Consider the following 24,071-nt stretch of genomic DNA (forward strand, 5'->3'; position numbering starts at 1 on the left):
TCTCATGGGTCCGCTTCGCTGTATGCCCTGTACCGGCTTCCACCCTCCCGGCTCGCTAGGACTAGAACCAACAGCTACTCTCCCAATCGTCGAATTTGGGTTATTTTGTAATAGTATATCCGGCATTTTCCAAAAGTCAACCCTCGAATGCTCCTTCCGGCCCGAGTAGGAGATGAAAAAAATGGTAATACTCATACTACTTCACCAGAACAAAGGGGCTAGCGAACATGCATCAAACGGTCGAGTTCTTCGAAACGTTGCAGAAAAACCTGGAAGGACTTCGTGAACTTCTCGGCAACAGTTCGGATGTTGTGTTTCGCCAGCTTTTGCCATCCGGTCATACGCAAGTCGCTATAGTTTATATCGAAGGGTTAATCGACAGTCAACGCTTGCAACAGGATGTGATACGTCCGATTCTGGAGGCCTCTTCCGACGAGAAGGCGACGCCATCACGGCTCAAGGATGCGGTCTTAAACGTAGGAAGCCTTAGCTCAGTGACCACTTATGAGGATACATGTGACGGATTGTTATCTGGCCAAGCGCTGATCCTCATCGATGGGTATGCCGAAGGCGTGCTAGTTTCGGTTCCCGGGTTAGAGGAACGTGCGATTGCCGAATCGAAGGCGCATCCGATTATCCGAGGGCCTCAGGACTCATTTACGGAGGCGATACGCACGAATACCTCCTTGGTACGTCACAGGGTGAAGGATGCAAGGGTTCGCGTACATTCGATTCAGGCAGGCGGTAAAACCAAAACGGATTTAGCTCTTATGTACATGCACGGATTAGCGGATCAACAGCTCGTGAGTGAACTTATTGATAGACTGAGCAACCTCCGGGTTGATCGTGTTCTGGAGGGCGAGTACATCGAGGAAACGCTGAACAAGGACAATAAGCTTACGATTTTCCCTATGATGTACAATACGGATCGTCCTGATACGATCGCGGCGGGTGTATTGGAAGGCCGAATTGCCCTCTTTATTGACGGAACCCCATTCGTTCTCCTAGCACCAACCTTGTTCGTCGATTTTCTTCAATCCGCCGAGGATAATTATCAATCGTATCTATACGGGAGCGTTACCCGGTTACTGCGCTATTTATGCCTGTTGATTTGCTTATTAGCTCCTGCCCTGTATATCGCGTTGACTACCTATCATCAGGATTTAATTCCTACGGTGTTGTTATTGAATTTGATGGCACAACGTGAAGGGGTCCCGTTTCCGGCCTTCCTCGAAGCGCTGATCATGGAAGTGGTGTTTGAAATCTTGCGGGAAGCCGGGCTACGGATGCCGAGAACGATTGGACAAGCCGTGTCCATCGTCGGTTCGATCGTGATTGGACAAGCCGCAGTCGAAGCGGGCATCGTTTCTACCGTCATGGTTGTTGTGGTTGCAATAACTGCGATTTCCAGTTTCGCCATTCCGTCGTATTCCATGTCGATCCCGATCCGGATGCTGCGTTTCGGTTTCATGGCGATCGCATCAACTCTTGGAATTTATGGGTTGACTGTCGCTTTTATCATGCTTGTCGTGCATTTAAGCGGGCTCCACTCCTTTGGCATTCCTTATTTATCGCCCTTCGCCCCCTTCAAGTCGCGAAAGCAAGCGGATGCCATTCTCCGTTTCCCCTATCATTCTGGAGCCAAAGGACCGTAGAAACCAAGGAGATGATCCCCGTGTGTCGTCAGGGAAAACGATTTGTTCTCTTCCCCATATCCCTCGCGTTGATCGTGCTGCTCTCAGGTTGTTGGAACCACAATGAATTAAATGAACTCTCTATCGTGTTAGCCATCGGGATCGATAAAATGGATGATCACCATTATGAGGTCAGCTTCCAGGTCGTTGATCCCAATCAGATGTCACGGACCCGATCGTCCGATCGTACGCCTACGTCCATACTTTCGGTACGTGCGGAATCCATCAGTGAGGCCTTGCGAAAAACGGCGGGCATGTCATCACGGAAATTATATACGTCCCATCTGCAAATTTTGTTCTTGGATGAGGCCACGGCCAAGCAAGGGATTAATGAGCCGATGGACTGGCTGCTGCGCGACTATGAAATACGGCCTGTCTTTGACCTGGTTATTGTCAGGGACCATACGGCAAAAGACGCGTTATCCTTCGTGACCTCCACGGAACTTCTTCCTGCCCTGGATATGCATAAGGCATTAAAGTTGTCCTACAAAAGCTGGGCCCCGACAGTATACAGCCGGGCTAAGGATTTCCTGGAGAGTTTAAGCAAGGACGGGATCGAACCTGTTATTACCGGATTACAGCTGGGCAGTCAGATCGATAGGGCGCAAACGATGGATAATGTAAAGAAATCCACGCAGCATGCGAACTATTATTATAGCGGCATAGGTGTTTTTCAGGAGGATCACCTGGTTGGGTGGATGAATGAATCGGAAAGTCGAGCCTATAACTATTTGACGAATCATGTGGTCAGCAGTGTTAATAAAATCGATTGTCCGGATTCGAACTTCCAATATACGCTGGAAATCATTGATGCGAACGCGAATCTTCAACCAAGGGTCGTCAACGACAATCCGGTCCTTGAGGCTTCGATCAAAATCGTCAGCAATATTCACGAGATGGGCTGCAATAACATCGATCTCAAGAAAGAAGATGACCTGTTGAAGCTACAGAAACTAGCTGCAGACCAGTTTGTGGACACCTTAAATCTTGGAATACAGAAAGCGCAATCGCTGGGCGCGGACATCTTTGGGTTCGGCGAAGCTTTTCATCGGGCTTATCCGGCAAAATGGCACGAATGGAAAGGCGATTGGGACAGGCGGTTTCAAGAAATGGATGTTACCGTGAGCGTGAATATGGAAATACAGCGAAACGGGAAAATCATCAGTCCCTTCGGGATGAAGCAGAATAAACAGGAGTGAGGAAAAACGTGCTTTACGCCATTTTATTCGCGTCTGTGGCTATATCGATCTGGGAATACCGTAGGATGTACCGTAAAAAATATTTCAAGGACATCGTGGTGCATGCGGCATTCCTGTGCGTAGGCATCGTCCTCCTGGTTCTTCAATTGCTTAACATTCAAGTTCCGTCACCAACGCTGGCGATTCAAGCCTTATTCGGACCGGCAGGCAAGCTGCTCGCCAATTTATTATCTTGAGGGGTATCGGAATGAACAACCGTGGTTTAACCGTACGGCAATTTGCATTGTGGATGGCGATGTATCAAATCGGTAGCGCTTATCTCCTCATTCCATCGGGTCTTGCCACAGTTGCGGGACACGATGCATGGCTCTGCGTCGTGGTGGCCATAGGTATTCAATATCTGCTCGTCCCGTTGCTGACGGCACTTGCCGGGCAAATGCGAGGGAACTCATTTGTCCAATACCTTCGTCGTTTGTTCGGCAACACCTCCGGCTCCGTACTGTCGATCCTGTTTGTTTTTCTGTTTCCTTACTTAATCTTTATTTTCACGTTGCGAAATTTAAGCGATTTTATCACGACGTCAGTTATGCCGTTAACGCCTCCTTACGTTCTGTTGGCGCTGATGCTTGTTGCTGTCGTATTTGCCCTAAGGTCGGGAGTGCCAACGATTGGTCGTAGTTCGGAAATTTTATTCTTGTTCCTGCCTGCGATTTTTTTGTTGGTTGCCCTCTCGCTGTTGTCCGAGACCCATTGGCATAATCTAGCCCCTTTCCTGGAGTATGGCTGGAAGCCGATACTGCTAGGCTCCTTCCCGTTGTTAGCTTTTCCTTACTTGGAAACCGTCTTGTTTCTATTTCTAGTTCCGCATATTCCCGAATCCGTAAATTGGAGAAAGGCGGTCTGTTTGGGTTCCGCCCTTAGCGGCACCATGTACTTGCTTATGATGCTAATAACCACGGCGGCGCTCAGCGAGGGGGTCATGGCCAATTTGACGTTTGCCAGTTATTTCGTGGTACGAACGATCGCGATCGGCGATTTTTTTCAACGATTCGAGATTGTAATTACGATTTTTTGGTACACTTCGATCTTTTTCCGCCTGGTTTTTTTGTTGCAGGTATCCATTCAAGGACTGTCCGAAGCCTTCGCATTGAGGAGCAAGGATACGTTGATTATTCCGCTTGTACTGATCGCCATCGTTTTCTCCGGCATGATCTGGACCAATATGGCCTTTCTGATCGAGTTTATGCAGGTTTGGCCAATGTACGCCATGATCTTCGGAATCGCACTTCCGATTCTATTTTGGATCATAGGGAAAGTGAGGCTAAGGTCATGAAGGGAATGTGCCGGAGGAACGATAGGGGGGAGTGGATGGAGCAACTTACGTGAATAACAAACGTATGGGATTCCCTTCTTCGTAAAATAAAAATAAACCTCCGTCTCTGTTAAAGAGACGAAGGCTTGTGTGCAAGAGGTACGACTCTTGTTGTCGAACGGCATGATTAGCTACTCTGGAGTACAGCCACTCTCCTAAACGTCGAATTTGGAACTTGGGTCATTCTTGCGGCCTTCTATCCGTGGAGCGAGGAGCGGAGCCCACCTTGAGGCTGGCTCTACTCTCAGTAAAAAAGTAAGCCAGAGCCAGCAGTGGTACGATAACGCCGATCAGGGAGGTGAAACTCCAGCCGCCACGGGCATAAGACCAGCCGCCAACGGACGACCCAACAGCTCCTCCAATGAAAAAGATAGCCATAAATAATCCGTTGAGACGTCCCTTGGCTTCATTGCCAAGGGAATATACTGCCCGCTGTCCAAGGACTAAATTTCCCGAAACGGCCATGTCCAGCAGAATCGCAGCAACAACGAGCAGGGCGAGGGAGGTCATCGAATGACCGGGAACAAGATGTGTCATAACAAAAGCGAAGGCGGCAACGGTCATGGCCAATCCCGTCAAGAACTTGGTCCAGCCTTTATCTGCGAGTCTGCCCGCAATCGGTGCGGCAATTGCGCCTCCTACGCCGGCCAACGCGAACCAGGCGATCCCTTGCTGCGTCATGCCGAATTCGTCCGCCAAATAGAGTGGAACCACGGTCCAAAAGAGACTGAAAACGCCAAACAGACAAGCTTGATAAGCGGCCCGGCGACGGAGGATTGGCGTTTGTTTCAATAGAGTTCCCAAAGAAATGATCAACTTACCGTAACTTAAGATGGGCTCCGGCTTGCGTTCGGGAAGTACCCGGTGCAATACAATCGTTAAAAGTGCGATAGCTGCGGCAGAGAAGGCGAATACCGCCTGCCACTTCCAAAGGCCGGCAATGAAGCTGGCCACAGGGCGGGCGAACATGATTCCGAGCAAGAGTCCGCTCATGACATTTCCCACCACCCGGCCCTGATTGGGTCCAGATGCCAAATAAGTCGCATAGGGGACAAGGATTTGGGCTACCACGGATCCCAGACCGATAAACAAGGAAGCAGCGAGGAACAGGGGAGCACTCACGGCAAAGGATGCCGTCAACAAGGCGCAGAACGCTACGATCAGGAATAGGGTCACAAGACGACGGTTTTCTACGATGTCGCTGAGCGGAACGATAAACAACAGACCTAACACATACCCAATTTGCGTTAAAGTGACAATGAATCCGGATGCCCCAGATGTTAACCCCGTGGCGGCACTGATCGGTCCGATCAAAGTTTGAGAATAATATAGATTGGCAACGATAAGTCCGCAAGCGGCGGCTAACAAGAATAATATCCAGCTTGAAATCGGCTTTCTTTCAGGGGTTTGGTGCGCCATGATCATAAAAACTCCTCCTTGAATAATAAACTGAACGTATCGTTCACTAATTATTGATAAACAAATAATAAACTGAACGTATCGTTTTGTAAATAAAAATATTTTCGATCTAGGATGAATATTTAGTATAATGAACGTATAGTTTTTTTGCGGTAAAGGAGTAGGTTCAAGTGAACACCAAAAGAGGACGTCCGCGCAATCTGGAAACGCAAAACGCCATTCTTGCGGCTTCCTATGATTTGTTGCTGGAACAAGGCTTTGGATCGGTCACGGTGGAGAAAATTGCGGAGCGGGCCGGAGTCAGCAAAGCCACGATCTATAAGTGGTGGCCCAACAAAGCTGCAGTAGTCATGGATGGGTTCCTATCGGCATCTACGGCTAAAATTCCGGTTCCAGATACGGGTTCGGTATCCCAGGACCTGATCATCCATGTCACGAGATTGGTTCAGTTTATGACCAGCCGGGAAGGAAGTGTGATTAAGGAACTGGTTGGGGAGGGACAGGTTAATGTCGGATTGGCTGAGACTTATCGCTCTAGGTACTTTCAGCCCCGGAGGATTGAGGCAAGCCAGATTATTGAACGGGGAATCCGACGCGGAGAATTGAAGTACCAACTCGATCTTGAGTTATGCCTGGATCAAATCTATGGACCGATCTTTTATAGACTCTTGATCCTCAGCGATGGGTTGGATGAAAGCTACGTTGAAAATTTGGTGAAGTTATGTTTGGAGGGACTTACCGCGAGATAAAATCGGGAAACGTCCTGCTTGAAGACTTCTCTTCCTTATGATACATTATTTTCCATAGTGGATGTTTTGGTATGAAGCACATACCGCTTAGATCAGACTTGCTCTTGGAGCAAGGGGGGATCTAGGCGGTTTTTTTATTGATTCAGAAAGGGAGTGTGAATGATGAGTGAGTTCGATGATGTTTATTTGGAGTGGTTGGAACGACAGATCGATGAGGAAACCAATCCGAGAAGGAGGGAGTTTCTGCAAAAGGGATTGAGCCGGGGGACCACGGATTTTCTGCGATTCATTTGGTATCCCACCATCGGAAATTTCAACGATCTCTATCCTGAGTATGAGGTTCGCGATTTTAATAAATGGCTTCCGCTACCTCGATTTGGCCTATAGGCCGGGCAACGCCAAAGGCTGTATCGAGATTCAGGATTATCGAAGCCATGCTCGGGATATCGAAGCCGGTCGGTTTAAGGATTTGTGTATGAAGCAAGCTCTGCTGGCGCTAGACGATTGGTTGTTCCTTCCGATTGCCTATCTATCCATTCGGGAAGACCCGGGAGTCTGCAAGCAGCTGGTCCTATCCTTCGTCGGCAAGTTTCTGTCCAATGCCATATCCTCTTCCGACCTTCATTGGGCAGAAGCTGAAACCTTGAGGTTTGCCAGACGACTGTTGCGTCCCTTTACTCCGGCAGAGCTTGCGGATCATCTCGTTCTATCCAAGCAACATACACGAGCCATTCTACATGCTATGTATGACCGAAAGATGCTGGAAGTCGTGGACGGTAGACAACGGTATCGTACGTTCCGGCTTCCGAATGCCCGTTAGGGGCAAGGAGTACGGATGGCAGGAGAGATCTTAGGCTAAGGCTAGCTCTAACTCAACTTCCGGTGCTAAAGCTAATGCTAACTCTAATTTTAATGCAGGTGTTACTCTAATGGTGATGCTACTCTACGCTGATGTTACTCTAATGCTGATGCTACTCTACGCTGATGCGAGCTGCCCCCCTCTTGCTAACTCTAACGCTTGTGAGCCACGTTATCTCGCCAAATTTGGTCTCGGAAAAATTCTAACGACGATGAGACACTCTATTAACGCGAAAATCGAGAAAAATGGGAGTGAAATAGGGGAATAGGCTCTGTAGTAAGCGTTAGAATTGTAAAGTGCCATTTTTGGAGCAAATAAGATCAGTGGCAAGCGTTAGCGGATTGTAGAATGGGCTAGATGGATGAGCTAGATGCATATGAACTAGATGGATGGGCTTAATAGTTGGCATCCGCAGACACCCGGGGGTAAAAGGAGGCCAACGTAAGCAATCGTAAGCAATCGTAAGATAACGTAGGCATACGTAAGCAAACGTTGGCCCCCCAGGCCCCCTAGGTATCGATAGGCCAAGGAGAATAAACTGTGTTAGAATGAAGAAAAATACCCTTATTCATGCAAAGGAGGAAAAAGATGAGTTCATCCATTGCCTTGCATCTATGGTTCGACAAAGAGGCGAAAGAAGCGGCGGAGTTCTATTGCTCTGTATTTCCGGATTCCCGAATCACGGGTGCTACGACGATATACGATACCCCTTCGGGTGATTCGGAGTTGGTTTCGTTCACGGTTTGGGGGTTTCCATTTATGGCGATCTCAGCAGGCCCGTTCTTCCAACCGAATCCTTCTATTTCGTGCATCGTCAATTTCGACCCCTCCAGAGACCCTAACGCCAGAGAGATGCTTGATGAGGTGTGGAACAAGCTGTCTGACGGCGGGACTGCGCTTATGCCGTTGGATCGATATCCTTTCAGCGAGTGGTATGGCTGGATTCAGGACAAGTATGGGTTCACATGGCAGTTGATGTTAACAAATCCGGAGGGGGAGCCGCGTCCAGCGATTGTTCCGTCCATGATGTTCATAGGGGATAACTGTGGCAAGGCGGAAGAAGCACGTGAATTGTATCTTTCCGTATTCCGGAATGCGAAACCGGGCACGATCGTCAAGTATGGCCCCGGCCAAGAACCGGACCAAGAGGGGGCGGTGATGTTCTCTGATTTTAGGTTGGAGAACGCCTGGTTCGCAGCGATGGACAGCGCGTATGACCATGGGTTCAGCTTTAACGAAGCGATTTCTCTCTTGGTAAACTGCGAAACGCAGGAGGAAATCGATCATTATTGGGAAAATCTTTCTGCCGTTCCCGAGGCTGAACAATGCGGTTGGCTCAAGGATCGGTTCGGCGTCTCGTGGCAAATCTCTTCTTCCGACTTGGACGAGATGATGAACCAGGGAACATTGGAGCAACGCAATCGCGTGACGCAGGCCTTTTTGAAAATGAAGAAGTTTGACCTTGCGGAGTTGCAACGGGCTTTTGAGGGAAAGTAAACGCTATGGTAAAGGCGCGGTAATTACTATGAGCTTTAAGCCTTGAGCAGCAGCTTGCGAACCCACAGTACATCTCAAGAAAGAGGCTGATCCCTACGGATCAACCTCTTTCTTCCTAACGGAGCCATTCCCCGTCTCACTACCCAAAGATCGGTGAGGATAAGAGGATGGCTGCGATAAATACAATCTGCAGCAAGCTGCGTACCCCCAACTTCGGTACGGGCTGTCCACCGATGGTTATCCCTTGTTTTGCGGCATAAATATTGGCGGGAAACATGGCGATTAACAATAAAACCAAGCAAATGGAGGCAAGGAGAGAAAGGGAGGGAATCAGGATTCCGATGGCCCCCGCGATTTCCAGAACCCCTGTTGCGGATACTACCCAAGCGGGGTTGGGAAAGCCGGGAGGAACCATACGTTTGAGATCCTGGCGCCTCTTTCCCCAATGAGCAGAAGCCGCAAGCAACAACATGACAACGACTGCGGCTTGCAGCGAGGAGTGCCAACTATCAAAGTAGGTCCAACCTAGCAAACCGACCGAACGGAATATCACGAAGGACGTTACTAATGCGATAAGTGGCGCTATTGGAATTTCCCTCCTTCATGTAGAGTTTATGGAGCGTATTTCATCTTGCTTAACGTTTCGATATCCCCGCTGACGATGGCGCCGATATAGGAATGAATGACCTGAATGTCGGCATCCCACCATCGGATGTCCAGCAACGCTTGGATGACTTCAGGCGCAAAGCGTTTGCGAATTTCCTTAGCAGGATTGCCGCCGACGATCGTATAGGGGTCCACATCTTTAACGACGACGGATTCGGCGGCAATGATGGCCCCGTCGCCAATTTTTACTCCAGGCATAATGGTCGCGTGTCTGCCGATCCAAACATCATTGCCGACCACCGTATCCCCTTTAATCGGCAAATCCTCCAAGGTAGGAGTAAAGGCTTCCCACCCGTTTCCGAAAAGGTTAAAAGGGTACGTCGATCCATTCATTCGATGGGTTCCTCCATCCATCATAAATCGAACTTCAGGAGCGATGGAGCAAAACTTGCCAATGATCAACTTCGTTCCGATAACTTCATAATGGTACAAGACTTGATCATCGAACGCTTCCCCGTTGGAGGCTTCATAATAAGAGTACTCGCCAGCAATAATATTCGGCTTGGTAATGGTATTTTTAATAAACTGCAGATTGGAATTTCCAGGGATCGGATATTTCACATTAGGGTTTGGGCCTGTGATCATGATTTTCCTCCCGCAACGATTTCATTTGTCTTTGATGTGGCGAATTCCATGCAAAATACGATCTTTAACGCTCTCCCTCAACGTATAAAGCTTCGGAGTTTCCGGAATGTCGAATTTCAAATGGGAATGGGGAATTTCCGTTAACAAAGTCCCGAGGGGAAGCGTCCCCTTTCGATGGATAATGTTCCAGAATATTCTCGATCTGTTCTCCTCGGAGCCCCACTTTTCAAGGGAATTTCTGAAAATCAAGCATTGACCGATGACGAAATCATCATCTTCCACAGGGGCTATAACCTCGAATCCGGTCTCCATTAAGCGATTGAACAACGGCGGCATCAGTTGGTTTAAATACAGCGCATATGCCGCATCCTCGATTTCGAGAAAAGCCTTCGTTAGCTCCTCATGCATTGAGTCATAAAGAGACTTCCATACGGTGCCGATATACCGATTCCCTTCTTCGCCAATCTCCTCGATCGACATGTCGGGGTGGAAAAGGGGCAGATCTTGCGGGTTCATCTACATCTCCTCCTTGTTTTGTTTAAAGCCATTGTATAACATAGAAGCAAATTGAAAGGTTAAGCATAATTAAGTGCTGAAATCACTGCATTATTAACTTAAAACCTTATAAGTCTATGAATGTTAAGAGGTGAAGCCGTGACTTTGCGTCCACGAAAAACTGCGGATAAGTTTCATATCAGCGCCAGTACATTGCGGAATTATGAAGCGAAAGGGTTAATCCCTCCTTCTGCGCGTTCAGCCAATGGATATCGCATCTATACAGAGCGGCATGAAGCTTATTTGGCATGCATCCAAGCGATGTCTGTTGCATTTGGAATGGAAGTAACCACAACCGTACTCATCCACCTGCAAAAAAACGAATGGGACATCGCACTCTGGATCGTTAGGGAAAAGGAAATCATTCTCTACGAAGAAAGAGAGAGATTAGCCGGACTCATACGCGAATTGGAGCTTTATACCGACGGAACTAAAGAATTTGACCGGGAACAACTTTTCAATATTCATGAAGCCTCCCTTAAAACGGGAGTCCCTAAATCAACGATTCGATATTGGGAAAAGGAAGGGGTTCTTACGGTAGAACGAAATCCCGCGAACGGATATCGCTTATACGACGGGGTGCTTCTATTCAAAATCAGGTTGATGCAGGTGTTGCAAAGCTGCGTTTATTCGGAGGAAACCGTAGCGCTTAAACGTTCGCTGAAAAGAATAAATTCCCATCAGGTCGAGGAGTTTTTAACATATGCCCATCAGATGTCCGCTCATTTAAACAAGACGCTTCTGGCTCAGGTGAAAGCACTTAGCCGGTTGTACGAGGTGATTGAAATGGAAGATCTTCGCACGGAGTGAGGAAGTCAGATACAAAAACGCCCCGGGAAAACCTGATTGGAGATCAGGATCCGAGGCGTCTTTTGACACGTGGTATAAATAAAAAACAGCTCCAAATGAGCTGTTAGACTTTATGTATGGTGGAGCCTAGGGGGATCGAACCCCTGACCTCATCGCTGCCAGCGATGCGCTCTCCCAGCTGAGCTAAGGCCCCGTGAGCGACTATTTCATTTTATTAAAATGCGGCCGGGCTGTCAATATCCCATTGCAAAAAAATGCGGCCCCCCAATTTCCGGCAACTAAGGGTTGCCGGAAAGGGAACCCGGCATAACACTATCGCTTACACCTTCATCGCCGTGATTTTTGCGGTCGGTGCGATAACTTGTCGCCCCGATTCATCGATCAACTCCAATGCATCTGGGCGAACCGCGACAAGTGTGCCGTTAATATCGGATCCGGCCGTCTCGATCGTGATGCGAAGACCGATCGAGGATTCAATCCGCTGGCGGGTATCGGAATCCGGAAAGGAGGCAGCCTCGAGCGCTTGCTCCAGATGCTCCACCCGGCTGGCCAGCAGCTCAAGCTCGGCTTGCAGCAGACGAATTCGCCTTCGCAGCGGTTCGTGCAGCAGAAAACGCAGGATCGTCAATCCATTTCACCTCTTTTCAATCAGACTTCATCTCTAGTCAAAGAGACAATATATCATATGAAAATAGTTTGATAGAGTTCGGGTGGGGCTTACTTTCCGGCGGGTATCCTTTATGTTATGCTGAAAATAGATACTGAAAAGTTACGTGAGGAGAGGATTCATCCATGATCAAACATATCGTCTTGTTCAAACTGAAAGATGCGTCGCCGGAGAGTGTTGGACGTACGGTTGAGGTGCTGCGTGGCTTGCAGGGCAAAGTGGAGCAACTGAGAAGCCTGGAGGTGGGCACGGATGTGATCCGTTCCCCTCGTTCCTATGACATTGCGTTAATTGCAACCTTTGACTCGCTCGCTGATTTGGACGGTTACCAGGTTCATCCGGAGCATAAAAAAGTCATTGAGCACATGAACGAGGTACGTGAAAGCCAGGTTGCGGTCGATTTCGAATTCTAGGTTGGGCCGGAGGAGGGAATACCCGTGTATTATGTAAACCGGGAACAAATCGAACGCAGGCTGGAGCTGCTACCGGAATTGCTGCAGGCGTTACATGAATCCGCGTTGTCCGCTTCGACCTTGTTGGGGCGGTATGCCGAAGAACGAGCGCTGCATTTAGCCATCGAGATCGTAACGGATGTGGGTAGCTATTTGATCGACGGCTTCATCATGCGCGATGCGAGTAGTTATGAAGATATCGTAGACATCCTGCTGGACGAGAAAGTGATAGATGCCACGCTGCATGCCACGCTGATTGAGTTGGTTCGTCTGCGGAAACCGCTAGTGCAGGATTATTTCGCTTGGGACCGGCAAGAGGTGATCGGGTTGAGGGAGCGACTGCCCGACGTCTTGCAGGATTTCTCGGCAAAAGTGCTGAAGTACCTTGATCAGGAAGGTGTTTGATCCGGTCTGGACAAGCCCAAAAATAATTCTATACAGGTGTGACCAGACGGGCCGTCGCTGCTTATAATGCATTATCGATATAGGCATTCGCGGAGAGATGCCGAAAAGGAGAGATGAGTCGTGAGCAAAGGAAATAAGGGTTGGTTATGGGGTGCTGCCATCGGTACGGTTGCCGGTGCGGTAACGGCGCTGCTGTTTGCTCCCAAAGCCGGGAAAGAACTACGCAAGGATATTGCCGACGGTGCTCGTCAGGTTGGCGAGAAGACACAAGAGGTTGCCGGTAAGGTGTCGGAGCAGAGCACCGTTCTAGTAGGTAAGGTGAAGGAAGCGGCGGGAGGCTTGATCAGCGAAATTCAAAGCCGTCTGCCTGCGAAGGATGCAGAGGAAGAGAATATGGCTCAAGTCTCTGAATTTGCAGCGGATGAGGAGTCCGTGGCCGATGAGGAGACGGTGGTCCTCGGCGTTGTAGCGGGGGAAGAAACGACTGAAGCCGACGTGCTGGAAGTCGCAACTTCAGAAGCGGCAGCAACCAGCGAAAGCGAAGAAGACAAATAACTCGTACGTACACGATCACCCGAAAAAGGCCCGCTTCCGGGTCTTTTTCCCTTTTTTGCCATCATAGTAGGTTTTCTTGTTCCACACTGCAAATTGAGTTAAGATTTAGGTACCCTTTGCAGAACGGAGTCATAAATTAACGAGAGGGAATTAAACTAAAACATGAAGGATGCGGTATGTTCGTGCAGCAAGCCATCGCTATACTAGACTCGGGAGTGGGAGGCCTCACCGTCTGCAAGGAAGTCATGAGACAGCTTCCCAGAGAAAAGATCATTTACTTCGGAGATACGGCCCGAGCTCCCTACGGTCCAAGATCGCCTGAAGAAGTCCGCTTGTTTACCGAGCAAATCGTCGATTATTTGATTCAGTTTCAACCTAAATTGATCGTAATCGCCTGTAATACGGCAACGGCGGCCGCGCTCGATTTCATTAAAGCGAAAGTGGATATCCCCGTGATCGGCGTGATCCACCCCGGGGCAAGAGCAGCCATCAGCGCCACCCAAACCGGTAAAATCGGTGTGATCGGAACATTGGGGACGATCCGAAGCGGGGCGTATACCGCTGCATTGCGAGAGCTTAATCCGCAAACCGAAATCATCAGTGAGGCTTGTCCCGAGTTTGTTCCCCTAGTTGAGCATGGGTTATATGAAACGAAAGAAGCGCTGCAAGTGGTACAGCAGTCGCTCCGGGGAATGAAGGAACACCCTATCGATTGTCTAATCCTTGGCTGTACTCATTATCCTTTTCTAAAAGATCCCATCCAACAGGTGATGGGGAATAAAGTGAAGTTAATCAGTTCAGCGGATGAAACCGCAAGGGAGATCAGTACCGTGCTACATCAGCGCGGTTGTTTGGCTCGAGGCAACCGGGTACCCGTACACCAGTTCTTCTGCAGCGGGGATGCGGAATTGTTTCGTAAGATCGCCCGCCAGTGGCTGGGCGAGCAAATCGAGCTGACACCGGTCGTATGGCAGGTGTCCAGCCCGACGGGGTAAGCCATAAAAAAACCTTTGGCGGGTGGTCCTTTGCCCCGTCCAAAGGTTTTTTTGACCACAGACCGGACGTGTTAGCTCATTTCCGGCACGGGCCGCAGAATTTGAATGGCACCCGGATCCGCCGATGCGTTAAGCGGCGTGGCGGCAACATCTTCTCCGTCCCCCAGGGCTAGGCGCGGGATCGGGCTGGACACCGTAATGTTCCGGCCCCTCAGCATCGTGACGAACGAAAACTTGGTATGAGCACCGAATAATACGGTGGGAAACAATAGCAGCAGTTTCAATTTCGAGCAATCATGCACGATACAGAGATCGAGAACGCCGTCATCCGGCTTGGCGTCAGGACAGATGGACAGTCCGCCGCCATAGCTGTCCACATTGTTGACGGCCGTCAGCCAGGCTGACTCGAAATGATAAGCAATCCCATCACAGTCAATATTCAATGGACCCGGACGGAAAGTGAGAAGGGTATGAAAGATGCCGATAATATATGCCAGTCTGCCGAGTCCAAGGGCATTGCATATTTTCTTGTAGCGGCTCTGGTTCACGTTCCGGGCCACCTCGGCGTCGAAGCCCACGGCCAGTGCGGTTAAGGTGCTGCGATCCTCGACGGTAATCAAATCGGCTGTAACCGATCGTCCGCTTAGCATCACCTCGAGCGCGGCACGCGGACGACGCGGGATCCCAAATCCACGGGCGGTATCATTGCCCGAGCCAGCCGAGAATACGGCTAACGGTACACCGGAGTGTCGCAGCGAAGGCAGCAGGCTATGGATCGTGCCATCACCGCCAACGACGCCCACCGCTTTCCAAGTCTCCTGGCCGGACAATCGGCCCCGAAGAAATGTATGCGCTTGCTCCCGGCTGTCCGTAAAGGCATGCTCGTAAGGGATCCCCCGTCGGCGCAGCAGTTTACTGATTTTGTTCCAAACTCGGCGGCCTTCGCCATTGCCTGCATTTGGATTCACGATAAACAAATACATGATGACTCCCCTATCTATGTTGGAAGCGCCATAGCGGCGTAATTTCAGTCTACTGAAGTTTTGAATAAATGAAAATCAAAATTTTTGTAAACCTCTTGGATGGACGAAAGGAGTGTAGGCCATGCAACTGATCGCCATGATCACCATGCTGATCGACCATGTCGGGCTGCTGTTTTTTCCCGGAGAAGTGCTGTGGCGTATTATCGGGCGGATTGCCTTTCCAATCTATGCCTATGCGCTTGTCCAGGGTCATGTGCATACCTCCAATTACCGGAAATACGCACTTCGTTTGTTTCTGCTCGCTGTCTTATCGCAAATTCCTTATCAATTGGCTTTCGATACGAACGGGTTAAACGTTGTGGCCACCTTGTTTGTCTCCTCCTTGGTTATACGTATGCTTGATGCAGCCAAACCGGGACCGCTATCCGCAGTGATCATCGCCGGCGTCTGCGTAATGATGGAAGTGCTTCCGTTTGATTACGGAGCGTATGGGCTGCTGTTAGTCCTGATTTTCAAATATGCCGAACAGGGTAAAGCAGTGACGATGCACCTGCTTTTGAACCTTGTCTACTTGTTCGCCTATGGATGGGTGATTCAATTGGCCAGCATTCTGCCAACGATCGTGATTGCATATGGGCCAGGATTGTGGCGAAAACTCGAAACCTGGCGGCTTCCCCGATGGGTATGGAGGGCTTTCTATCCTGCGCATTTGGTGGTATTGGCTTTGCTTGTGTACCTGTTGTAACCGTTGGAGCCAGGGGATATGAAAGAAGGATCCGGGGATGACCCGGATTTTTTTGTGCCATGAAACATGTTAAAATAGGGTATCTTAAGGGGGATAGAAATGACTAGCTGATGACAGGGAGGGATGGAGATGAAATGGAAAAGCTGGTGGTCGCTTCGTCATTGGTCCCATATTTTTCGTCGGACTCTCCCGCTGTTGACTTCGGGTGAAATACCGTTTACCGACAAGCTGTTGTTGGTCGTACCGGCGCTGCTCTATTGGGTTCTGCCGGATGTGCTTCCGTGGATTCCCATCGACGACATGGCCGTGACGATGCTGTTGATGGATTGGTTCGTCACCCGGGCGGAGCGTAAAATCCCAAAGGCTTAGCGTTTGGCCTTGCTTGTTGGGCGGCGTTTCTTTACAATAGGAATGTTAGAGGAAGATATTTTTGTGCGATAGGAGAGATCATATGAACGTCAAAATTACCCGCAATGCGGCGAAAGTGATACAAAAGGAACTGGCGAAGGAAGAGAACCAAGGAATGGTGTTGAAGGTATTCATCACCCATTCTCACGGCGACCATGCCCACTACGGACTGGATTTGGCCAAGCCGGCCGACGCCGACCAAATCGTCAAAACCGACAAGGAGATCGATGTGATCGTGGAAGGTACCGATCCGTTACTTGACGGCGTGAAGATCGATTACTTGTATTTCCCGGAGGAAGGTTTCGTTATCACCAACCCATCCAAAGGCAATCACGGGGATCACTAAGCTTTAGCTAACGATAAAGAAGGGACCAGGCATGGCTAACGATATTCGGATTTGCGATAAATGCAATCATATCCGCATGAAGACGTTTGTACCGAAGCTGCAAAAGCTCGCGCCGGACGCCGAGATCAAAGTCGGCTGCAAATCGTATTGCGGTCCGTGCGGCAAAAGAGCGTTCGTATATATTAACGGCAGATACGTCAGCGCACCGACAGAAGACGAGGTGCTGGAGAAGGCTGCACCGTTTGTGAAGAAACCGAAATGATGGAATAAACAGACGTAAAAATCCGCTACTCGAGGCGATCTAACGATCCATGTCTCGGGTGCGGATTTTTTTGGTAGAATAAAACCAGCCTATTTATTCCATCACAAAAGGAGGCGGATCATGGGAGCGATTCAGGAACGCATGGCGGATGTGGCACGTTATCGGGCGGAGGGTACGGCAAGGGAGGACTTTGACGAGTTTTGGAGCCGGACCCTGGAACGGGTTGTGGCCAAGCCGCTGCACGACCGTCGGGAGTCAGTTGCCACGTTTATGCAGGGGGTTGACGCGGAGCGCGTGCAGTTTGAAGGGTACGACGATACGCCGCTGCACGGTTGGTATTTGGTCCCAAAGGGCACGGAAAGGCAAGGGCGTAAGCACGCTTGTCTGGTGATTTACCAAGGGTACCAATGTCACCGGGGAAATCCGGAGAATTATGCGATTTGGCTGCAGATGGGCTATGCTGTTTTTGCAGTGGATACACGGGGACAGACCGGAGAAACGGGGAATCATCTGTCCTCTGCCCGAGGTACTATCAAAGGTTGGATGACTCAAGGGGTGCTGGAACCGGAGAACTTCTACGGATTGGCCATGACGATTGACGCCTGGAAAGCACTGCAATGGGTGAGCGCTCAACCCGAGATTGATGCGGAGCGGATCGGGGTGTATGGAACGAGCCAAGGCGGAGGGTTAGCGTTACAGATGGCGGCGCTAAGCGAAGTTCCCCGCGTGGCCGTCGCCAATGTCCCGAACTTGTGCCACCTGGAATTCGCGTTGATGAATTCGACCGGTTCTGTCTCGGAAATCGCCGAGTTCGTAGCCCGAACTCCGGGAGCGTTGGAGCAGGTACTTACGACGCTGAGTTATTTCGACAATTTGAATTTAGCCGAGAAAATAAAGGTTCCCGTGCTATACTCGGCGGGCTTCAAGGATTTGATCTGCTGGCCGGAAACGATCGCTGCCGCCTACAACCGTAACCCCGCAGCGGGCAAGGAGCTGCTGCTTTACCCGTTCATGGGGCACGAGGAAGGGCCCGACGAGCATCGTCTGAAAGCCTATGCCTTCTTGCGCGAGCATTTGCGTCCTTAAGTGGCGTGGGACGATGTTTTCGCCTCCAATCCATCTCGGGCTGCCTGGCGTACGACTTGCCGGGCGGCCAGTCTGGCTTAGGTCGATTTTGAATTCGTGCGCATGAACTGGCGGGGGGACATACCCTCGGTCTGTTTGAACGCTTTGCTGAAGGAGTATACATTACTGTAACCGACCTTTTCGGCGATCGTGGACAAGGACAAGCGGTTAAACATCATTAGTTCCTTCGACTTCTCGATCCGGTAGCGGATTTGGAACTGATGGGGCGTCAGGTCGAACGTCTGCTTGAAGATGCGGGAGAAATGGAATAAGCTGAGGCAAGCGATCTTGGACAACGTCTCCAGCGGGACCGTCTCGTTGTAATGCTCCATGATATAGGTGACCGCCCGTTCCATCGCGCGTTGGTGCATGACAAGATGCGCATTGTCGTTCGCCTTCAGCCCTTTCTGCAACAAATAAAGAATGCGCAGCACCAGCGATTTCTGCATTAACGGATAGTCGGCGTCGCGCCGTTCGTAGGCATGAATGATCTGCATCAGCGTTTTGTGCACCTCGGCATGGTTGCCGATGCGCAGGACGTTGGGAAATCCGAAGGCCCTCCCCAGGATGTCGGGGCGGAGCCAAGCCAACTCTTCTTCGGTGCATTCGCTGCGATTTTTGAAATTGATCGGCACCTGTTCAAAATCCTCGTAATACAGCACGTCAAAATGAATGTGCGGCATCCAGCACTCTCCCCGCGATTCCACGAACGCATGCTCCAGTCCTGGTTTGAACAGCAGAATATCCCCGGGCTCGGCGACGAACGTTTCGTTCTCCACGCGGATGGTGAGCTCCCCCTTTTCCATATACAGCAGCTCATAGTCAAAAATGATGCGAGGCGCCAGCGTCATCTCGTCGACCCGGTGATTCCAGGCTCTCCGAACGTTGGGCGATAAACGATGAATCAAGTCCTGAAGCGTCATTGGCTGATTGTCCATCCGTTCCTCCTGTGTAGCAAGATTGGAAACAAATCCTCCATCCATGGAAACTTAATGATCTTCTAATCATATATAGAATTTCCGCAATTTGATAGGGTCGCTGCTAGAGATGAGATCTTGATTGGGACACAATAGCAAGAATGGATAAAAAATCACAAATCCCAACATAGAACTAGGCGGGAGGATCATGTAAAATTCAAATATGTAATCGCTTTCAATATATCATGGTTAAAACCGAATCGAAAGGGGGCTTAACGTGGTGGAAGCGAAGCCAACGATTTCGCCCAGGCGAAGGAGCATGTTTCCACAATCTGCAATCGATTGCAGAATAGCGAGAAAGCCATTTTCAAGCGCCCTAAGGGGACGACGATAAGGGGATGAATACCGTTGCGCAGCTTGTCGTTGATGTTGCTCTCCGCGATGCTCCTATTGACCGCTTCCTGCGGCAAGGAGCCGTCTGGAATCCCTCGGACGACGGCGCCCGTGGGGGAAACGTTTATTTTAAAGAACACTGCCAATCTGCAGCAAATCGCCCAGCTGACCGGCAAGGATTCGCTGAACCATACGGATCGGTACGCCGTTTACGGAACCGATTTAGGTTCGATGTTCACGATGGGGGATCAAACCTACTTCGTCTTCGGCGATACGTTTGGCGAAAGGCCGGATGGGATGACGGGAGGGGGCGGTAGCTTTTGGAGATCCAACGTCATGGCCTACAGCTCGGACACCGATCCGACCGACGGGATCACGTTCGACGGGATGATTACGGATGAGGTCGGGCTGGCCAAAGAACTGATCCCGTCGAAGAAGCTCGATTACGACGAGATGACCGTGATCCCTACGCATGGTTTGGCCGCAAACAAAGCCATGTACCTTTACTATATGTCGGTCCAACATTGGGGGGATCCCGGAACATGGGATGTCAATCACTCCGGAGTGGCTAAATCGGAAGACGGCGGGAAGCATTGGTCGGTCGTGGAAGGGCTCCAGTGGCCGGGAGACAGCGGGTTTATCCAGGTGAGCCCGTTCAAGACCGGGGACGGCGAGGAGGCAGAAATCTATTTCTGGACGATCCCGTCGGGCCGTTTCGGCGGCGTCAAGCTGATGCGGGTCAAGGAACAAAACCTCGAGGACCTCAGCAGCTACGAATATTTTGCGGGCGAGGACGAACAAGGAGAACCGAGATGGAGCAAGGACATGGACCAAGCCAAGCTCGTGGTGGACGACACCGTCGGGGAGCTGTCCGTGATCTGGAACCCCGGGGTGGAGCGGTGGCTGATGACTTATTTGAAGGAAGGCCAGGGCGTCGTCCTCCGAGAAGGCTTAACCCCCTGGGGGCCGTGGGGTGACGCGCTTGATTTGGTTCCGGCTGCCGATTATCCGGGATTGTACGCGCCTTTCATGAATGACCGGTTTCTTGCGGACGACGGGCGGACGATCTATTTTACCTTATCGCTTTGGGATCCGTATAACGTGTTCTGGTTCAAAGCCACGCTGGAAGAATCCGGCCCCGGCGATTGAGCCCATAAGGGTGTTCCGCTAAGGTTTAAGCGCCTGAAGGCGTTTAAATAGAAGTTTTGCCGAATAAAAAAGGGAGGTTAACCAAATGAAACAGCGTCGTTTGAAAGGATTGTCGTGGACATTGGGATTGCTGCTGATCGTAGCCATGCTCGTAACCGGCTGCGGGGGTGCGGGGAACGGCGGGAATGCCGCTTCGGGTGGAAATGCGGAAACGGCTGGAGGAAACGCCGCCGAGGAAACGACGACCGGCGATAACGCGGCTCCGAAGGAGAAGGTCAAGATCGAGTTTTGGGCTAATAAGTTCGAGGAGACGACCGATGCCTGGTTCAAGAAATGGACGGACGAATTCAACAAGACACATGACGATATCGAAGTCAAGCTGACGATCGTGCCGGGAGACGCCTGGGCGCAAAAGCTGAAAGCGGCGCAAGCGGCCGGCAAGGCGCCCGACGTGATGACGATGAACTACAGCAATCTCGCGCCGTCGGCGAAGCAAAGCCAGATCTTGCCGCTGAACGACTATCTGGACCCTAGCTTGATCGATGACCTGCACGACAATGTCAAGGGTTTCGTCACGGTGGAGGGGAAGTATTATGCTTATCCGATGCTGGTTGAGCCTTCGGCGGTGTTGTATTACCGGAAAGATTTATTCGAAGCCGCCGGGCTGGATCCAGCTAAGCCGCCGGTGACGTGGGCCGAGTTGATCGATTATGGAAAGAAACTCACCAAAAACGGCGTGTACGGCTTATCGACGGCCCAAACCGCCGGTGACCTCGGATGGTCGAGTTGGGGCCTGCAATATAACGCAGCCGGGCATCTTCCGATCACGGACGACTGGTCCAAAGCGGATGTCATGGTCGACGGCTACAAGGAGCTGCTGAACTTCTACAAGACGCTGTACCAGGAAGGGATCATGCCGAAGCAGCAATTGGCCGGTTACGCGGATGCGGCGCCGTTCGGGCAAGGGAAGACCGCAATGCAGATCAGTGGATCGTGGTCGATCGGCTTGTTCCGCAACGAATACAAAAACATGCTGGACAATATTGGCGTCGCCCCGATGCCTTCGATCGACGGTGATCAGACCAAAACGACCGCTACACTGGGCGGCTGGACGCTGGTCGTCGACGGTAAGTCCAAACATCCCGAAGCGGCTGCGGAATATATCGGCTGGCTGCTGGCCGGCGATCCGAATATAATGATCGACTTCTTCAGAACGAGCCAATTCTCCAAGTTCTCGCCGCGCAAATCGGTAGACGAAGCGATGAACCAGGATCCAGACGCGAAAACCGACGAGTGGCGCAAGCTGATTTCCGAGAAAATCGTGCCTTATTCCGAAGCGGAGCCGGTGTATCCTTGGGACATCAGCATGTTCTTTGCCACTGCGATTGAAAAGGCCATGAAAGGCGAGGACGTTGATAAGGCGCTCGCGACCGCGGAGAAAGAAATCAACAATTTCATCGAGAAACAGAAACTGGCAGGGACGAACCCGAGAGCTAACGGCGGTGAATAAGGATGCATCGTGCCAAGCATCGTTATGAGAACAAAGTGGCGTACGCGATGCTGCTGCCGATTCTGGCGCTGCTCACCGTATTCGTCATTATCCCGTTCGCGTATGCCATCCAGGTCAGTTTCTACGATTGGAGTTTTTATCAGGATTCGGTTTACGTCGGTTTCCGCAATTTCGCGAACGTATTGACCGATCCGCTGTTTACGAAGTCGATACTGATCGGCCTTCGCTTCTCGCTGATGGTCGTTCCGGCCCAACTGGTGCTGGCCTTCCTGTTCGCTCACGTGATCAAAGGCATGGGTAGACGCTGGTCCGGGTTCGTGAAAACGTCGATCTACATTCCGACGATCATCTCCGGCATCATCGCCTCGATCGTCTTCGCGTTTATTTACGATTACGACGCCGGCTTGGCTAATTACCTGCTCGGGTTGTTCGGGCTGGAGAAGTTGGCTTGGATTGCCGACATCCGGACGGCGCTCGCGAGCCTCGCGGTGCCGGTCGTATGGCTCGGCTTCGGAATTACGACGCTGATCATGCTGGCCGGATTGCTTGACATCCCGGATAGCTACTACGAAGCGGCCGAACTGGAAGGAGCCGGCGGGCTGACGAAAATGCTGCGGATAACGCTGCCGCTGCTGAAAAACGTCATTTTGTACCTGCTGATCACCGGCTTCACCGGGGCCGTTCAGCAGTTCGAGCTGCCACTCGTCATGACCGGCGGCGGACCGCTCAACGAGACGCAAACACCGAACCTGTACATTTTCAACCATTTCCGGAACGACGTACTCGTAGGTCACTCCATCGCTTCGGCGCTGCTGTTGTTCCTCGTGCTGGGCAGCATCTCCGCGATCATCTTCAAGGTGCTGAATTCGGATAAAGCGGTGGACGGTTAAATTCAACCCGGATGGAGGACTAAGAGACGATGAATAACAACAAAGCGTTGTTCGGCAAAATCGTCCTGCATGCCGCCGGCATTCTGGTCGCCTGTATCGCATTGTTTCCCTTGCTGTGGATGGCGATCGCCGGATTCAAGGCCAAAACGGAGGTGCTGTCCACGCCGTTCCGGTTTTTCCCGGAGCGGTGGTTGGTCGGCAATTACATCTCCATACTGCAGGACAACATGTTTCTCAAATCGATGATCATTACGTTCGGCGGGGCGGTGTTATTCGCCGCGTTAAGCCTGGCGATTAACGCCTCTGCCGCTTATGTGTTCGCCCGTCTGGAGTTCCGCTTCAAGCGGGTGCTATGGGTGTACGTCATCATGACGATGTTCATCCCCGGCATGGCGATTCTGGTGACTTCGTTTATCGTCGTGACCAAGCTGCAGATGCTGGATACGCTGGCGGTACTCGTGCTGCCGGGCGTTGCTTCTGCCGGACACATGTTTTTCATTCGCCAGTTTTACCTCAATATTCCGCTGGCGCTGGAGGAAGCGGCTTTGATCGACGGAGCGGGACGCTTCAAAATTTTCACGCATATCTTCTTGCCGATGTCGTATCCGGTGTTCGTTATCGTCGGCATCGGCTCGTATCTAGGTTACTGGAACTCCTTCGTTTGGCCGACGATGACGGTTACGAACGTCAACCTGTTTCAAATCATGCAGTATCTGGCCACCTTCCGCTCGGAGCGCGGGACGGAGATGGGGATGCTGATGGCCGGATCGAGCCTGGCGGCCGTGCCGACGATCGTGCTCTTCCTGATCTTCCAGAAATACATTATTCGCGGCATCAAAATTTCCGGGTTGAAGTAACGACGGC

The 24,071-nt window shown here is 51.0% G+C and carries 27 protein-coding genes, 1 tRNA gene, 1 pseudogene and 1 other annotated feature (1 of these 30 cut by a window edge); of the genes and pseudogenes, 21 read left to right on the top strand and 8 right to left on the bottom strand.

The annotated features are described in order from the left end of the window. Positions 1–99 (bottom strand) — a binding site (T-box leader) (it extends 122 nt beyond the left edge of the window). 128 nt (positions 100–227) lie between these two features. The 4 genes from IM700_RS17240 to IM700_RS17255 all read left to right on the top strand — a co-directional run bounded on the left by IM700_RS17240 (position 228) and on the right by IM700_RS17255 (position 4,226). After that, on the top strand, positions 228–1,655 hold the full coding sequence (locus tag IM700_RS17240; RefSeq protein WP_193418472.1) for a spore germination protein: 1,428 nt from the start codon (positions 228–230) through the stop codon (positions 1,653–1,655). A gap of 20 nt (positions 1,656–1,675) precedes the next feature. Beyond that, complete coding sequence (locus tag IM700_RS17245; protein WP_193418470.1) at positions 1,676–2,893, top strand: Ger(x)C family spore germination protein; 1,218 nt, start codon at positions 1,676–1,678, stop codon at positions 2,891–2,893. Between the two features lie 65 nt (positions 2,894–2,958). Continuing rightward, a complete protein-coding gene (locus IM700_RS17250; RefSeq protein WP_193418468.1) occupies positions 2,959–3,129 on the top strand; it encodes a hypothetical protein in 171 nt (56 codons plus the stop codon). Positions 3,130–3,140: 11 nt separating this feature from the next. After that, positions 3,141–4,226, top strand: a complete 1,086-nt coding sequence (locus IM700_RS17255) for a GerAB/ArcD/ProY family transporter (RefSeq protein ID WP_193418467.1) — start codon at positions 3,141–3,143, stop codon at positions 4,224–4,226. A gap of 219 nt (positions 4,227–4,445) precedes the next feature. On the opposite strand, the gene IM700_RS17260 is transcribed toward IM700_RS17255, so the two are convergent. After that, positions 4,446–5,690 (bottom strand): MFS transporter, encoded by a 1,245-nt coding sequence (locus IM700_RS17260; protein WP_193418465.1) that lies wholly within the window; start codon positions 5,688–5,690, stop codon positions 4,446–4,448. Between the two features lie 164 nt (positions 5,691–5,854). Between IM700_RS17260 and IM700_RS17265 the strand changes: the two genes are divergently transcribed. The 3 genes and pseudogenes from IM700_RS17265 (at position 5,855) to IM700_RS17275 (ending at position 8,789) form a co-directional block, all read left to right on the top strand. Then, a complete protein-coding gene (locus tag IM700_RS17265; protein ID WP_193418463.1) occupies positions 5,855–6,433 on the top strand; it encodes a TetR/AcrR family transcriptional regulator C-terminal ligand-binding domain-containing protein in 579 nt (192 codons plus the stop codon). Between the two features lie 162 nt (positions 6,434–6,595). Continuing rightward, positions 6,596–7,253, top strand: a pseudogene (locus tag IM700_RS17270) (transcriptional regulator). Positions 7,254–7,880: 627 nt separating this feature from the next. Next, positions 7,881–8,789, top strand: coding sequence for a VOC family protein (locus tag IM700_RS17275; RefSeq protein ID WP_193418461.1), 909 nt, complete (start codon positions 7,881–7,883; stop codon positions 8,787–8,789). Positions 8,790–8,928: 139 nt separating this feature from the next. Here the strand turns inward: IM700_RS17275 and IM700_RS17280 are convergent, their stop codons facing one another. Genes IM700_RS17280 through IM700_RS17290 form a run of 3 tightly spaced genes read right to left on the bottom strand, consistent with a single transcriptional unit; the run spans position 8,929 to position 10,556 of the window. Further along, the gene (locus tag IM700_RS17280; RefSeq protein ID WP_336244913.1) at positions 8,929–9,342 is read right to left on the bottom strand and encodes a DoxX family protein; all 414 of its coding nucleotides are present in this window, start codon (positions 9,340–9,342) and stop codon (positions 8,929–8,931) included. Positions 9,343–9,401: 59 nt separating this feature from the next. Then, positions 9,402–10,040 (bottom strand): streptogramin A O-acetyltransferase Vat(I), encoded by a 639-nt coding sequence (gene vat(I), locus IM700_RS17285; protein WP_193418459.1) that lies wholly within the window; start codon positions 10,038–10,040, stop codon positions 9,402–9,404. Between the two features lie 21 nt (positions 10,041–10,061). Continuing rightward, positions 10,062–10,556, bottom strand: a complete 495-nt coding sequence (locus IM700_RS17290; protein ID WP_193418457.1) for a DUF6022 family protein — start codon at positions 10,554–10,556, stop codon at positions 10,062–10,064. Positions 10,557–10,694: 138 nt separating this feature from the next. On the opposite strand from IM700_RS17290, the gene IM700_RS17295 reads away from it, so the two are divergent. Beyond that, entirely contained in the window at positions 10,695–11,405 is a 711-nt protein-coding gene (locus IM700_RS17295) for a MerR family DNA-binding transcriptional regulator (RefSeq protein ID WP_336244914.1), read from the top strand. 117 nt (positions 11,406–11,522) lie between these two features. Here the strand turns inward: IM700_RS17295 and IM700_RS17300 are convergent. Together IM700_RS17300 and IM700_RS17305 are read right to left on the bottom strand one after the other, a co-directional pair. Continuing rightward, a tRNA-Ala gene (locus tag IM700_RS17300) sits at positions 11,523–11,598 on the bottom strand. Positions 11,599–11,724: 126 nt separating this feature from the next. Continuing rightward, positions 11,725–12,033, bottom strand: coding sequence for a hypothetical protein (locus tag IM700_RS17305; RefSeq protein WP_193418453.1), 309 nt, complete (start codon positions 12,031–12,033; stop codon positions 11,725–11,727). Positions 12,034–12,197: 164 nt separating this feature from the next. Between IM700_RS17305 and IM700_RS17310 the strand changes: the two genes are divergently transcribed. From IM700_RS17310 to racE, 4 genes are all read left to right on the top strand, one after another. Continuing rightward, the gene (locus tag IM700_RS17310; protein ID WP_155604990.1) at positions 12,198–12,485 is read left to right on the top strand and encodes a Dabb family protein; all 288 of its coding nucleotides are present in this window, start codon (positions 12,198–12,200) and stop codon (positions 12,483–12,485) included. A 24-nt stretch (positions 12,486–12,509) separates the two neighbouring features. Beyond that, positions 12,510–12,929 (top strand): HepT-like ribonuclease domain-containing protein, encoded by a 420-nt coding sequence (locus tag IM700_RS17315; RefSeq protein WP_193418451.1) that lies wholly within the window; start codon positions 12,510–12,512, stop codon positions 12,927–12,929. Between the two features lie 120 nt (positions 12,930–13,049). Beyond that, positions 13,050–13,484: a YtxH domain-containing protein gene (locus IM700_RS17320; protein ID WP_193418449.1), complete on the top strand. Its 435-nt coding sequence runs from the start codon at positions 13,050–13,052 to the stop codon at positions 13,482–13,484. 176 nt (positions 13,485–13,660) lie between these two features. After that, entirely contained in the window at positions 13,661–14,479 is an 819-nt protein-coding gene (gene racE, locus IM700_RS17325; protein ID WP_193418447.1) for a glutamate racemase, read from the top strand. A 71-nt stretch (positions 14,480–14,550) separates the two neighbouring features. Here the strand turns inward: racE and IM700_RS17330 are convergent, their stop codons facing one another. Further along, positions 14,551–15,462, bottom strand: a complete 912-nt coding sequence (locus tag IM700_RS17330; protein ID WP_193418445.1) for a diacylglycerol/lipid kinase family protein — start codon at positions 15,460–15,462, stop codon at positions 14,551–14,553. A 121-nt stretch (positions 15,463–15,583) separates the two neighbouring features. Here IM700_RS17330 and IM700_RS17335 point away from each other — a divergent pair, with 121 nt between their 5' ends. The 5 genes from IM700_RS17335 to IM700_RS17355 all read left to right on the top strand — a co-directional run bounded on the left by IM700_RS17335 (position 15,584) and on the right by IM700_RS17355 (position 18,309). After that, positions 15,584–16,207, top strand: a complete 624-nt coding sequence (locus tag IM700_RS17335; protein ID WP_155604993.1) for a TraX family protein — start codon at positions 15,584–15,586, stop codon at positions 16,205–16,207. A gap of 129 nt (positions 16,208–16,336) precedes the next feature. Continuing rightward, positions 16,337–16,576 (top strand): hypothetical protein, encoded by a 240-nt coding sequence (locus tag IM700_RS17340; protein ID WP_155604994.1) that lies wholly within the window; start codon positions 16,337–16,339, stop codon positions 16,574–16,576. Between the two features lie 82 nt (positions 16,577–16,658). Continuing rightward, positions 16,659–16,961, top strand: coding sequence for an iron-sulfur cluster assembly accessory protein (locus IM700_RS17345; RefSeq protein WP_155604995.1), 303 nt, complete (start codon positions 16,659–16,661; stop codon positions 16,959–16,961). Between the two features lie 31 nt (positions 16,962–16,992). Then, a complete protein-coding gene (locus IM700_RS17350) occupies positions 16,993–17,223 on the top strand; it encodes a YuzB family protein (RefSeq protein ID WP_155604996.1) in 231 nt (76 codons plus the stop codon). Between the two features lie 120 nt (positions 17,224–17,343). Next, positions 17,344–18,309, top strand: coding sequence for an acetylxylan esterase (locus tag IM700_RS17355; RefSeq protein WP_193418443.1), 966 nt, complete (start codon positions 17,344–17,346; stop codon positions 18,307–18,309). 77 nt (positions 18,310–18,386) lie between these two features. Here the strand turns inward: IM700_RS17355 and IM700_RS17360 are convergent, their stop codons facing one another. Further along, the gene (locus IM700_RS17360; protein WP_193418441.1) at positions 18,387–19,286 is read right to left on the bottom strand and encodes an AraC family transcriptional regulator; all 900 of its coding nucleotides are present in this window, start codon (positions 19,284–19,286) and stop codon (positions 18,387–18,389) included. Between the two features lie 387 nt (positions 19,287–19,673). Between IM700_RS17360 and IM700_RS17365 the strand changes: the two genes are divergently transcribed. The 4 genes from IM700_RS17365 (at position 19,674) to IM700_RS17380 (ending at position 24,064) form a co-directional block, all read left to right on the top strand. Further along, a complete protein-coding gene (locus IM700_RS17365; RefSeq protein ID WP_239484004.1) occupies positions 19,674–20,807 on the top strand; it encodes a DUF4185 domain-containing protein in 1,134 nt (377 codons plus the stop codon). A gap of 85 nt (positions 20,808–20,892) precedes the next feature. Continuing rightward, the gene (locus IM700_RS17370) at positions 20,893–22,317 is read left to right on the top strand and encodes an ABC transporter substrate-binding protein (RefSeq protein WP_193418439.1); all 1,425 of its coding nucleotides are present in this window, start codon (positions 20,893–20,895) and stop codon (positions 22,315–22,317) included. Positions 22,318–22,319: 2 nt separating this feature from the next. Beyond that, the gene (locus IM700_RS17375; RefSeq protein ID WP_193418437.1) at positions 22,320–23,207 is read left to right on the top strand and encodes a carbohydrate ABC transporter permease; all 888 of its coding nucleotides are present in this window, start codon (positions 22,320–22,322) and stop codon (positions 23,205–23,207) included. A 29-nt stretch (positions 23,208–23,236) separates the two neighbouring features. After that, positions 23,237–24,064: a carbohydrate ABC transporter permease gene (locus IM700_RS17380; protein ID WP_193418435.1), complete on the top strand. Its 828-nt coding sequence runs from the start codon at positions 23,237–23,239 to the stop codon at positions 24,062–24,064. Positions 24,065–24,071 lie beyond the last annotated feature (7 nt).

Origin of the sequence: Paenibacillus rhizolycopersici, from assembly GCF_014947195.2 — a bacterium.
Taxonomy (GTDB): Bacteria; Bacillota; Bacilli; order Paenibacillales; family Paenibacillaceae; genus Fontibacillus; species Fontibacillus rhizolycopersici.

Excerpts from the sequence above, each read along its gene's own strand:
- IM700_RS17380 (WP_193418435.1), top strand. The coding sequence starts at position 23,237 with ATGAATAACAACAAAGCGTTGTTCGGCAAAATCGTCCTGCATGCCGCC.
- IM700_RS17250 (WP_193418468.1), top strand. The coding sequence starts at position 2,959 with ATGTACCGTAAAAAATATTTCAAGGACATCGTGGTGCATGCGGCATTC.
- IM700_RS17345 (WP_155604995.1), top strand. The coding sequence starts at position 16,659 with ATGAACGTCAAAATTACCCGCAATGCGGCGAAAGTGATACAAAAGGAA.
- IM700_RS17370 (WP_193418439.1), top strand. The coding sequence starts at position 20,893 with ATGAAACAGCGTCGTTTGAAAGGATTGTCGTGGACATTGGGATTGCTG.
- IM700_RS17375 (WP_193418437.1), top strand. The coding sequence starts at position 22,320 with ATGCATCGTGCCAAGCATCGTTATGAGAACAAAGTGGCGTACGCGATG.
- IM700_RS17260 (WP_193418465.1), bottom strand. The coding sequence starts at position 5,690 with ATGATCATGGCGCACCAAACCCCTGAAAGAAAGCCGATTTCAAGCTGG.
- IM700_RS17310 (WP_155604990.1), top strand. The coding sequence starts at position 12,198 with ATGATCAAACATATCGTCTTGTTCAAACTGAAAGATGCGTCGCCGGAG.
- IM700_RS17275 (WP_193418461.1), top strand. The coding sequence starts at position 7,881 with ATGAGTTCATCCATTGCCTTGCATCTATGGTTCGACAAAGAGGCGAAA.
- IM700_RS17340 (WP_155604994.1), top strand. The coding sequence starts at position 16,337 with ATGAAATGGAAAAGCTGGTGGTCGCTTCGTCATTGGTCCCATATTTTT.
- IM700_RS17335 (WP_155604993.1), top strand. The coding sequence starts at position 15,584 with ATGCAACTGATCGCCATGATCACCATGCTGATCGACCATGTCGGGCTG.
- IM700_RS17255 (WP_193418467.1), top strand. The coding sequence starts at position 3,141 with ATGAACAACCGTGGTTTAACCGTACGGCAATTTGCATTGTGGATGGCG.
- IM700_RS17360 (WP_193418441.1), bottom strand. The coding sequence starts at position 19,286 with ATGGACAATCAGCCAATGACGCTTCAGGACTTGATTCATCGTTTATCG.
- IM700_RS17350 (WP_155604996.1), top strand. The coding sequence starts at position 16,993 with ATGGCTAACGATATTCGGATTTGCGATAAATGCAATCATATCCGCATG.
- IM700_RS17290 (WP_193418457.1), bottom strand. The coding sequence starts at position 10,556 with ATGAACCCGCAAGATCTGCCCCTTTTCCACCCCGACATGTCGATCGAG.
- IM700_RS17355 (WP_193418443.1), top strand. The coding sequence starts at position 17,344 with ATGGGAGCGATTCAGGAACGCATGGCGGATGTGGCACGTTATCGGGCG.
- IM700_RS17240 (WP_193418472.1), top strand. The coding sequence starts at position 228 with ATGCATCAAACGGTCGAGTTCTTCGAAACGTTGCAGAAAAACCTGGAA.
- IM700_RS17330 (WP_193418445.1), bottom strand. The coding sequence starts at position 15,462 with ATGTATTTGTTTATCGTGAATCCAAATGCAGGCAATGGCGAAGGCCGC.
- racE (WP_193418447.1), top strand. The coding sequence starts at position 13,661 with ATGTTCGTGCAGCAAGCCATCGCTATACTAGACTCGGGAGTGGGAGGC.